The organism is Streptomyces sp. YS-3 (assembly GCF_045257485.1).
Classification (GTDB): Bacteria; Actinomycetota; Actinomycetes; order Streptomycetales; family Streptomycetaceae; genus Streptomyces.
Window position 1 is genome coordinate 1 of record NZ_JBJHPC010000223.1, and the last position, 10,762, is coordinate 10,762.

General features: G+C 71.4%; 7 protein-coding genes. 3 read left to right on the plus strand and 4 right to left on the minus strand.

Annotated features, from left to right (window positions below):
• Positions 1-185 precede the first annotated feature (185 nt).
• The 4 genes from ACJA3G_RS19185 to ACJA3G_RS19200 form a co-directional block, all read right to left on the minus strand.
• Positions 186-3,176: a bifunctional [glutamine synthetase] adenylyltransferase/[glutamine synthetase]-adenylyl-L-tyrosine phosphorylase gene (locus ACJA3G_RS19185; protein WP_406554237.1), complete on the minus strand. Its 2,991-nt coding sequence runs from the start codon at positions 3,174-3,176 to the stop codon at positions 186-188.
• A gap of 99 nt (positions 3,177-3,275) precedes the next feature.
• Positions 3,276-4,187: a phosphatase PAP2 family protein gene (locus ACJA3G_RS19190; RefSeq protein WP_406554242.1), complete on the minus strand. Its 912-nt coding sequence runs from the start codon at positions 4,185-4,187 to the stop codon at positions 3,276-3,278.
• 164 nt (positions 4,188-4,351) lie between these two features.
• Positions 4,352-5,374 (minus strand): LacI family DNA-binding transcriptional regulator, encoded by a 1,023-nt coding sequence (locus ACJA3G_RS19195; protein WP_406554238.1) that lies wholly within the window; start codon positions 5,372-5,374, stop codon positions 4,352-4,354.
• 25 nt (positions 5,375-5,399) lie between these two features.
• Positions 5,400-7,031 (minus strand): glycoside hydrolase family 13 protein, encoded by a 1,632-nt coding sequence (locus ACJA3G_RS19200; protein WP_406554239.1) that lies wholly within the window; start codon positions 7,029-7,031, stop codon positions 5,400-5,402.
• 326 nt (positions 7,032-7,357) lie between these two features.
• Between ACJA3G_RS19200 and ACJA3G_RS19205 the strand changes: the two genes are divergently transcribed.
• From ACJA3G_RS19205 to ACJA3G_RS19215, 3 genes are read left to right on the plus strand one after another with little or no spacing between them, the layout of a single operon-like run.
• On the plus strand, positions 7,358-8,632 hold the full coding sequence (locus ACJA3G_RS19205) for an extracellular solute-binding protein (RefSeq protein WP_406554240.1): 1,275 nt from the start codon (positions 7,358-7,360) through the stop codon (positions 8,630-8,632).
• Positions 8,633-8,665: 33 nt separating this feature from the next.
• On the plus strand, positions 8,666-9,673 hold the full coding sequence (locus ACJA3G_RS19210; RefSeq protein ID WP_406554241.1) for a carbohydrate ABC transporter permease: 1,008 nt from the start codon (positions 8,666-8,668) through the stop codon (positions 9,671-9,673).
• 2 nt (positions 9,674-9,675) lie between these two features.
• The gene (locus tag ACJA3G_RS19215; protein WP_406554243.1) at positions 9,676-10,542 is read left to right on the plus strand and encodes a sugar ABC transporter permease; all 867 of its coding nucleotides are present in this window, start codon (positions 9,676-9,678) and stop codon (positions 10,540-10,542) included.
• The last annotated feature ends 220 nt before the right edge of the window (positions 10,543-10,762 follow it).

The window sequence follows — 10,762 nt, forward strand, 5'->3', positions numbered from 1 at the left end:
GACCAGCCGGACACGGCGGTACCTCCGGTGTGGGGGACGTGGGGGGCGGTGCACCGTGAGACTAGGGCGGACGCTCGAAGACGGGAAGATCCGTGCGGGTGAAGGAAACGGGAACGGTTGGGTGTGTCCGTGCCCACGGCGCGCGGCCGGTCCGAGCGCGGGCCGACGCCGTCCCACCAGCAACGCTACGCCCCGTAGAACAACCGTTCCACCACACCTCGCGCCCGCCGCGTGACCCGCCGGTAGTCGTCCAGCATGTCCCCGACGTGCCCCGGCTCGTAGCCCAGGTAGCGGCCGACCGCCGCCAGCTCCCGCCCGTCGGACGGGAACGTGTCGCCGGGCCGCCCCCGCACCAGCATCACCCCGTTCCGCACCCGCGTCGCCAGCACCCACGCGTCGTCCAGCGTCACCGCGTCCTCGGTGGAGATCAGACCCGCCGCGTGGGCGGCGCGGAGCGCGGTCCGGGTGCGGGTGGTGCGCAGGCCCGGCTCGGCCCAGCCGTGGCGCATCTGCAGGAGCTGGACCGTCCACTCGACGTCCGAGAGGCCGCCGCGCCCCAGCTTGGTGTGGAGCGTCGGGTCGGCGCCGCGCGGCATCCGCTCCGACTCCATCCGGGCCTTCAGCCGCCGGATCTCGCGCACCGCGTCCTCCCCGAGCCCGTCGGCCGGGTAGCGCAGCGGGTCGATCAGCTCGACGAACCGCCGCCCCAGCTCCTCGTCGCCCGCCATCGGCTCGGCGCGCAGCAGCGCCTGGCTCTCCCACACCAGGGACCAGCGGCGGTAGTACGCGGCGTAGGAGGCCAGGGTGCGCACCATCGGGCCGCTCTTGCCCTCCGGACGAAGATCCGCGTCGATCAGCAACGGCGGGTCGGCGGTGGGCAGTTGGAGCAGCCGGCGCATCTCGGTGACGACCCGGTTGGCGGCCCGGGTGGCCTCCTGCTCGTCGACGCCGTCGCGCGGCTCGTGGACGAACAGGACGTCCGCGTCCGAGCCGTAGCTCAGCTCGTGCCCGCCGAAACGGCCCATGCCGATGACCGCGAACCGGGTGGGCAGCGTCTCGCCCCACTCGGCCCGCACGGCCGCCCGCAGCGCGCCCGAGAGCGTCGCCGCGTTCAGGTCGGTGACCGCGTTCCCCACCCGGTCGACCAGCGCCCCGGGGTCCTCCTCGGCCGGGCTGTCCTCCGTACCGTAACTGCCGATCAGATCGGCCGCGGCGGTGCGGAACAGCTCCCGGCGGCGTACGCCACGGGCCGCCGCGACCGCGCCCTCGGCGCTCTCGGAGCGGCCCACCGCGGCCAGCACCTCCTGCTCCAGCGGCTCACGCAGCCGGGGCCCGAGGCCCCCCGGGTCACCCAGGATCGCCACCGCCTCCGGGGCGCGGAGCAGCAGGTCGGGCGCTAGGCGGCCGGCCGACAGCACCCGGGCTAGGTTCTCCGCCGCCGCGCCTTCGTCGCGCAGCAGCCGCAGGTACCAGGGCGTCTTGCCGAGCGCGTCGGAGACCTTGCGGAAGCCCAGCAGGCCGGCGTCCGGGTCGGCGGAGTCGGCGAACCAGCCGAGCAGCACCGGCAGCAGGGTGCGCTGGATGGCGGCCTTGCGGGTCACGCCGGAGGAGAGCGCCTCCAGATGCCGCAGGGCCGCGGTGGGGTCGGCGTACCCCAGGGCCTCCAGGCGCTGGCCCGCCGCGCGCGGGCTGAGCCGGGTCTCGCCGGGGGAGAGCTGGGCGACCGCGTCGAGCAGCGGCCGGTAGAAGAGCTTCTCGTGCAGCCGCCGCACCACGGAGGCGTGCTTCTTCCACTCCCGGTTGAGGGTGCTGACGGCCTCGGTGCGCAGGCCCAGCGAGCGGCCCAGGCGCCGCAGATCGGCCTCGTCCTCGGGTACCAGATGGGTGCGGCGCAGCCGGTACAGCTGGATGCGGTGCTCCATCGCGCGCAGGAAGCGGTACGCCTCGTCGAGCTGGGCGGCGTCCGCGCGCCCCACATAGCCGCCCGCCGCGAGCGCGCCGAGCGCGTCCAGGGTGGTGCCGCTGTGCAGGGTGGCGTCGCTGCGGCCGTGCACGAGCTGGAGCAGCTGGACGGCGAACTCGACGTCCCGCAGCCCGCCGGGGCCCAGCTTCAGCTCGCGCTCCACCTGGGCGGCCGGGATGTTGTCGACGACCCGGCGGCGCATCTTCTGCACGTCCGCCACGAAGTTGTCGCGCTCGGCGGCCTGCCACACCAGCGGTGAGACGGCCTCGATGTAGGCGGCCCCCAGCTCCGGGTCCCCGGCCACCGCCCGCGCCTTCAGCAGCGCCTGGAACTCCCAGGTCTTGGCCCAGCGCTGGTAGTACGCCAGGTGTGAGGAGAGGGTGCGCACCAGCGGGCCGTTGCGGCCCTCGGGGCGCAGATTGGCGTCGACGGGCCAGATGGTGCCCTCGACGGTGGTCTCCGAGCAGATCCGCATGAGGTGCGAGGCGAGCCGGGTGGCGGCCTGGAGCGCCTGGCGCTCGTCGGCCCCCTCGGCGGGCTCCCCGACGAAGATCACGTCGACGTCGGAGACGTAGTTCAGCTCATGGCCGCCGCACTTGCCCATGGCGATCACCGCGAGCCGGCATATCGCGGCGTCCTCGGGCGCGGCGGTACGGGCGATGGCGAGCGCCGCCCGCAGGGTGGCGGTGGCCAGGTCCGCGAGCTCGGCCGCGGTCTCGGCCACGTCGGTCGTCCCGCACACGTCACGGGCCGCTATGGCCAGCAGGCACCGGCGGTAGGCGATCCGCAGCGACACCGGGTCCCGGGCCCCGGCCAGCCCCCGTTCGAACTCGGCGACCCCCGGATGCAGGTCCGCGGCCTCGTAGGTGACGAGGGCGTGCCAGTCGCGGGGATGGCGGGCCAGATGGTCGCCGAGCGCCTCGGAGGCCCCCAGCACCCCCAGCAGCCGGTCCCGCAGCGGTTTGGCGGTGATCAGGGTGTCCAGCAGCGCCCGCCGCTCGGCAGGGTCCTGCGCCTCCACGATCCGTACCAGACCGGCGAGCGCCAGATCCGGGTCGGCGGTGGCGCCCAGCGCGTCCAGGAGCACCGGATCGGTCCGTACGGAGGCGAGCTCGGGAACGTCGAGGAGCCGCTCGGCCGCCGACGGATCGGTGAAGCCGAACCGCAGCAGCCGTGTGAAGGTGCTGCTCCTGCGCCCGGGCACCGCCGTCATACCGCCGCCTCCTCCTGCCACCGCGCCCGGCTCCGCGCCGGATCAAGGTCGGGAACGAGCCTATCCGGAGCGGGCCGGGAAGGGACGGGCGAGGCGGCGTCAGGCACGCGCCGTGCCCGTCACCACGCGGGCGCGGGGCGGGGTGGTGATCCGTCGGGGCAGCCGGTGCGGCAGCCTGCCGTACCAGGCGCGGGAGAGGAGGAAGCCGAAGGAGAGGCAGAGGACGCCGCCCACCGCGTCCAGCCAGAAGTGGTTGGCCGTCGAGACGATGACGACCAGGGTCGCCGCCGGGTAGAGCAGGCCCAGGATCCGCGCCCAGGGCGCCCTGGCGAGCGCGAAGACCGTCAGACCGCACCAGAGCGACCAGCCGATGTGCATCGACGGCATCGCCGCGTACTGGTTCGACATGTTCTTCAGGTCGCCCGAGGCCATCGAGCCCCAGGTGTGGTGGGCCAGGACGGTGTCGACGAAGCCGCCGCCGTTCATCAGGCGGGGCGGCGCCAGCGGGTAGAAGTAGTAGCCCACCAGGGCCACGCCGGTGGTGGCGAAGAGGACCAGGCGGGACGCGGCGTAGCGGCCGGGGTGGCTGCGGAAGAGCCACGCCAGGACGCCGATCGTCACCACGAAGTGGAGCGTGGCGTAGTAGTAGTTCATGCCGGTGATGAGCCATGTCACCGAGTTGACGCCGTGGTTGACGGAGCGCTCCACGGCGATGCCGAGGTGCTGCTCGACCGACCAGAGCCAGTCGGCGTTGTCCAGCGCCTGTGTCCGCTGCTCGGGGACGGCGTTGCGGATGAGCGAGTACGTCCAGTAACTCACCGCGATCAGGAGGACTTCGAACCAGATCCGGGGGCGGCGCGGGGTGCGCAGCCGTTGGAGGAGTGAGGCGGGTGCTGCCGGGACCGGCGGCGTCGGCGCTTCGGTGGGGTGTTCTTCCGAGAGGGGTGTGGGCGCAGCCGACGAGGCGGCCGACGGGGTGTCCGCCGTACCTTCCAGAGTCTTCACGGTCATTTCACCCATAGCGAGAGAGTCTGCCAGACGGACCCCCTCCCCGCAGATCGTCCTCCGGTCGGGTTCGGTCCGGATTCGTACTCCTGGTGGAGGACTCCTCACGGACGAGAGGGTGACTCTTCCCCCGATTTTAGGCCGAAGCGGGCACCCGCCCCACCGGAGAACTACTTGGGCGCGGGTCCAGAAGCGGTTGAACCGCGAACCACCAGTTCGGGCATGAACACGAACTCGCTGTGCGGCGCAGGCGTGCCGCCGATCTCCTCCAGGAGCGCGCGGACGGCCGCCTGCCCCATCGCCGTCACCGGCTTGCGGATCGTGGTCAGCGGTGGGTCGGTGAACGCTATGAGCGGGGAGTCGTCGAAGCCGACCACCGAGATGTCCTTCGGCACGTCCAGCCCGGCCTGGCGGGCCGCCCGGATCGCGCCGAGCGCCATCATGTCGCTGGCGCACACCACGGCCGTGCAGCCGGCCGCGATCAGCGCGGTGGTGGCGGCCTGGCCGCCCTCCAGCGTGTACAGCGAGTGCTGGACCAGCGCCTCGGCCTCCAGGGGCGTGAACCCGAGCGAGTCCTCCATCGCGGCCGTGAAGCCCTCGATCTTGCGCAGCACCGGCACGAACCGCTTGGGGCCCACCGCGAGGCCGATACGGGTGTGGCCGAGCGCGGCGAGGTGGGTGACCGCGAGCCGCATCGCCGCCCGGTCGTCGGGGGAGATGAAGGGCGCCTGCACCTTCGGCGAGAAGCCGTCCACCAGCACGTACGGCACGCCCTGCGCGCGCAGCTGCTCGTAGCGCTCCATGTCGGCGGTGGTGTCGGCGTGCAGCCCGGAGACGAAGATGATGCCCGAGACGCCCCGGTCCACCAGCATCTCGGTGAGTTCGTCCTCGGTGGAGCCGCCGGGCGTCTGGGTGGCCAGCACCGGGGTGTACCCCTGGCGGGTCAGGGACTGACCGATGACCTGGGCGAGCGCCGGGAAGATCGGGTTCTCCAGCTCCGGCGTTATCAGACCGACCAGACCGGCGCTGCGCCTGCGCAGCCGCACCGGCCGCTCGTAGCCGAGGACGTCGAGGGCGGCCAGCACCGATTCACGGGTGCCCGCGGCCACGCCGGGCTTGCCGTTGAGCACGCGGCTGACTGTGGCTTCGCTGACCCCCGCCTGGGCTGCAATGTCGGCAAGCCGTGCGGTCACGGGATTGGACTGTACCGGTCGCACGTCAGATTGCCCACCAGACTGCGGATTCGGCGGGGATCGTGACGGTACCGCCGGTGAACTCCAGCGCCGAGGTCGACAGCAGCGGCCGTCCCGGAACCGTCAGTTGGGCCGCGTCGGCGCCCGTGTTGACCGTGCACACGAACCCCTCGCGGGCGAAGGCGAGCACGTCCTCGGGCGCCTGGAGCCACTCCATCCCGCCGTCCCCGAGCCCCGGCAGCTCGCGGCGCAGGACGAGGGCGGCGCGGTAGAGCTCCAGGGTCGAGCGCGGATCGCCGGTCTGGGCCTCGACGGAGAGGCCACGCCAGGACTCGGGCTGCGGGAGCCAGCTGCCCCCGCTGCCGAAGCCGTGGCTGGGACCGTCCTCGGTCCACGGGATGGGCACCCGGCAGCCGTCGCGGAAGCCGTCCTGGCCCTCGGCGCGGAAGAAGGACGGGTCCTGGCGCACCTCGTCGGGCAGGTCCGTCACCTCGGGCAGGCCCAGCTCCTCGCCCTGGTAGAGGTAGACGGAACCGGGCAGCGCCAGCATCAGCAGGGCCGCGGCCCGCGCCCGGCGCAGGCCCCGCGCGCCGCCGCCGTAACGGGTCGGGTGGCGCACCACGTCATGGTTGGAGAGCACCCAGGTGGCGGGAGCGCCGACCGAGCGGGTCGCCGCGAGCGAGGCGTCGACGACCGCGCGCATCTCGGCCGCGTCCCAGGGGCAGGTCAGGAACTGGAAGTTGAAGGCCTGGTGCAGCTCGTCGGGGCGTACGTACAGGGCGAGCCGCTCGGGCGAGGGCGCCCAGGCCTCGGCGACCGCGATGCGCTCGCCCTCGTAGGAGTCGAGCAGCCGGCGCCAGGAGCGGTGGATCTCGTGGACGCCGTCCTGGTCGAAGAAGGGCAGCTCCTGGGCGCCGATGAGCTTGGCCTGCTCACGGGCGCCGATGTCGGGCAGCCCGGCCGCCTTGACCATGCCGTGCGCCACGTCGATCCGGAAGCCGTCGACACCGAGATCGAGCCAGAAGCGCAGCACCGACTCGAACTCGGCCCGCACCTCCGGGTGTTCCCAGTTGAGGTCGGGCTGCTCGGGGGCGAACAGGTGCAGATACCAGTCGCCGTCCTCGGTACGGGTCCAGGCCGGGCCGCCGAAGACCGACTCCCAGTCGTTGGGCGGGGTGGCGCCGCCCTGGGCGGGCACGGCGCCGCGCCTGCCGGGGAGGAAGTGGTAGCGCTCGCGCTCGGGGCCGCCGGCCAGCGCCGCGCGGAACCAGCTGTGCTGGTCGGAGGTGTGGTTGGGGACGATGTCGACGATCACCCGCAGTCCCAGCCGGTGGGCCTCGCGGACCAGGTCGTCGGCGTCCTGGAGGTCCCCGAAGAGTGGGTCGACGGCCCGGTAGTCGGCCACGTCGTAGCCGCCGTCGGCCTGCGGGGAGGCGTAGAAGGGGGTGAGCCAGACGGCGTCCGCGCCGAGCGCGGCCAGGTGCGGCAGCCGGGCCCGGATACCGGGCAGGTCGCCGATGCCGTCGCCGTCGCCGTCCGCGAAGGAGCGCACGTACACCTGGTAGATCACGGCGTCGCGCCACCAGCCGGTGCCGTGCGCGGGGGCCCGGTCCTCGATGTCCGCGACGGCGGTGGTCGTGCTCGGCTCCTGTGTCATGAACGGGTCCCTCTCCGGTGGCCTGCACGGGTCCTGCGCCTGGGGGTCCTGCGCCTACGGGATCAACGCCGCTGCACCTCGAAGGTAACAGTCCTGCAAGGTCTTGCGGAAGCCTTGCAAAGGCGGCGCCGGCCTCCCGTACGTGCCCATGGGGTACGGAAGGGCCTCCTGGCAAGGCGCGCATCGGCAACCGTGTGGACACGCGGATGTAACGATCGACCGGCCTTGCAGAAATTCTTCGCAAGGTCTTTCGGTCTTCTTTCATCCTTGTTACGTTCCTGGCGATCCGGCGCCGTGATGGCGCGGCACCCGTTGAAGGAGTTCACATGCGACGTGGCATAGCGGCCACCGCGCTGGTCGCGACCCTGGCGCTCGCGGCGACGGCCTGCGGCGACAGTGACAGCAGTGACAGCGGTGACAAGAAGAGCTCGGGCGAGCTCTCCGGCACCGTCACATGGTGGGACACCTCGAACGACACCGAGAAGGACACGTTCAAGAAGATCGCCGAGGACTTCCACGCGCAGCACCCCAAGGTCACCGTCAAGTACGTCAACGTGCCGTACGGCGACGCGCAGAACAAGATCAAGAACGCGTTCAGCAGCGGCTCCGACGCGCCGGACGTGATCCGCGCCGACGTCGGCTGGGTCTCCGACTTCGCCTCGCTCGGCTACCTGGACAAGGTCCCGGACGCCAAGGCCAAGGAAGTGGACTCCGCCTTCCTCAAGCAGGCCGTGGCCAGCGGGAAGTACGACGGCCAGATGTACGCCGTCCCGCAGGTCATCGACACCCTCGGCCTCTTCTACAACAAGAAGATGCTCAAGGACGCCGGCGTCGAGCCGCCGAAGTCGCTGGAGGAGCTGAAGACGGCCGCCGCCGCCATCAAGTCCAAGACCGGCAAGACCGGCCTCTACCTGCGCGGCGACGACTCCTTCTGGTTCCTGCCGTTCATCTACGGCGAGGGCGGCGACCTGGTCGACGCCAAGAACAAGAAGGTCACCGTGGACGCCCCGGCCGGGGTCAAGGCCTTCAAGGCCGCCCGCGACCTGGTCACCTCCGGCGCCGCGATCACCAACGCCACCGACGGGTGGAACAACATGGAGACCGCCTTCAAGTCGGGCAAGGTCGCCATGATGGTCAACGGCCCCTGGTCGGTGGCCGATGTGTACGCGGGCGACGAGTTCAAGGACAAGTACAACCTCGGTGTCGCCGTCGTCCCGGCCGGCTCGGCCGCCCAGGGCGCCCCGCAGGGCGGCCACGACCTCGCCGTCTACGCGGGCTCCAAGAACCGCGACGCCTCGCACGCCTTCGTCGACTACCTGACCTCGCAGACCGTCCAGGTGCAGACCACCAAGGCGCTCAGCCTGCTGCCGACCCGGACCGCCGCGTACGACCAGCCGGACGTGAAGTCCAACGACATGGTCAAGTTCTTCAAGCCGGCCGTCGACAAGGCCGTCGAGCGCGCCTGGATCCCGGAGAACGGCTCCCTCTTCGAGCCGCTGAAGCTCCAGTTCACCAAGGCCGTGACCGGCGCCTCCTCGCCCGAGGACGCGGCCAAGGACGCCGCCACCGCCTTCCACAAGATCCTCAAGGACTGGAAGTAGCGGACGGGCAGCGGGAGACGGGTACTGACTGACATGACTGTCCACACCGGCCAGTCGACGGCGAAGGCCGCGGGCGAGAGCGCCCGCGGCCGGGGCCGCGCGACCGGCGAGCGCCCCGGCCGGCTCCGGCGGGCGCTCTCGACCCACTGGTACGCCTGGACCATGGTCGCCCCCGTGGTGATCGTCCTCGGCGTGATCATCGGATGGCCGCTCGGCCGCGGCGTCTATCTGTCGCTCACCGACGCCAACGAGCGCAACGTCGGCCGCACGATCGGCGCCAACCACATCGACGCCACGTACAAGTTCGTCGGCCTCGACAACTACGTGGACGTGCTGAAGGACCCGGTCTTCCTGCAGCGGCTGACGTGGACCGTGGTGTGGACGGTGTGCTGTGTCGCGACCACGTTCCTGCTCGGCCTGGCGCTGGCGAACATGCTCAACCGGCAGTTCCGGGGCCGCGCCGCCTACCGGATGATGCTGATCCTGCCGTGGGCGGTGCCGGGCTTCGTGTCGGTGTTCGCCTGGCGCTTCCTCTTCAACCGCGACAACGGCCTGCTCAACAAGGTCCTGGACGGCGGCGGCATCTCGGCGGTGCCGTGGCTGGACGACCCGACCTGGGCGAAGTTCTCGGTCATCGCGGTCAACGTCTGGCTGGGCGTCCCGTTCATGATGGTGGCGCTCCTGGGCGGCCTGCAGTCGATCCCCGGCGAGCTGTACGAGGCCGCCGAGATGGACGGGGCCGGGCCCTGGAAGCGGTTCCTCTACATCACGGTCCCGGGCCTGCGGTCGGTCTCCTCCACGGTGATCCTGCTCTCCACGATCTGGACGTTCAACATGTTCCCGGTGATCTTCCTGCTGACGCGGGGCGGTCCCGGTGACTCCACCGAGATCCTGGTGACGCAGGCGTTCCGGCAGGCCTTCGTGGAGAGCCCGCGGGACTTCGCCGGGTCGGCGACGTGGGGCGTGCTGATCCTGGCGGTGCTGATGGTCTTCGCGCTCGTGTACCGGCGCTCGCTTCGCAAGCAGGGAGAGGTGTGGTGACGATGTCGTCGGCACGGGAGTCCGCGCGTACGCGTGGTCCGGTACGGGGCAGGCGCTCCCCACTCGCCTCCGTCGGGCTGCACGCCACGCTGATCATGGCGTCGGTCACCGCCGTGTTCCCCGTCCTGTGGGTGCTGCTGACCTCGCTGAAGCCGGCGAAGTACGCGATCACCACGGACTTCTTCAAGGACACGACGCTCGACAACTACCGCTATCTGGTGGACAGGACGAGCTTCTTCACCTGGTTCGGGAACTCGGCGCTGATCGCCGGGGTGACGACGCTGCTCGGCGTCTTCATCTCCGCGACCACCGGCTACGCGGTGAGCCGCTTCCGGTTCCCCGGGATGCGTCCGCTGATGTGGACGCTGCTGATCACCCAGATGTTCCCGATGGCGATCCTGATCGTCCCGCTCTACAACCTCATGGGCCAGCTGGGGCTGCTGAACCAGCCGGTGGGCCTGATCATCACGTATCTGACGATCGCGGTCCCGTTCTGCGCCTGGATGATGAAGGGCTTCTTCGACGGCATCCCGGTGGAGATCGACGAGTCGGGGCGGGTGGACGGGCTGAACCCGTTCGGCACGTTCTGGCGCCTGATCCTGCCGCTGGCGAAGCCGGGGCTCGCCGTGACGGCGTTCTACTCCTTCATCACGGCGTGGGGCGAGGTCGCGTACTCGTCGGCGTTCATGGTCGGGGACGAGAACCTGACGCTGGCGGGCGGGCTCCAGACGTTCGTCACGCAGTACACGGCGAACTGGGGGCCGATGACGGCGGCGTCCGTGCTGATCGCGGTGCCGGCGGCGGTGTTCTTCCTGTTCGCGCAGAAGCATCTGGTTGCGGGGATGACGGCGGGGGCGACGAAGGGGTGACGTCTTTATCGCCCCTGCGGGGCGGGGCCTCGCTCCGCGCCGACCTGCGGACCGGGGCTTCGCTCCGCGTGGATCTGCGGGCCGGTGGGGGCTGGTCGCGCAGTTCCCCGCGGAGCGAAGCCCCGGTCCGCAGGTCGGCGCGGAGCGAGGCCCCGCCCCGCAGGGGCGATAAAGACGTCACCCCTTCGTCGCCCCCGCCGTCATCCCCGCAACCAGATGC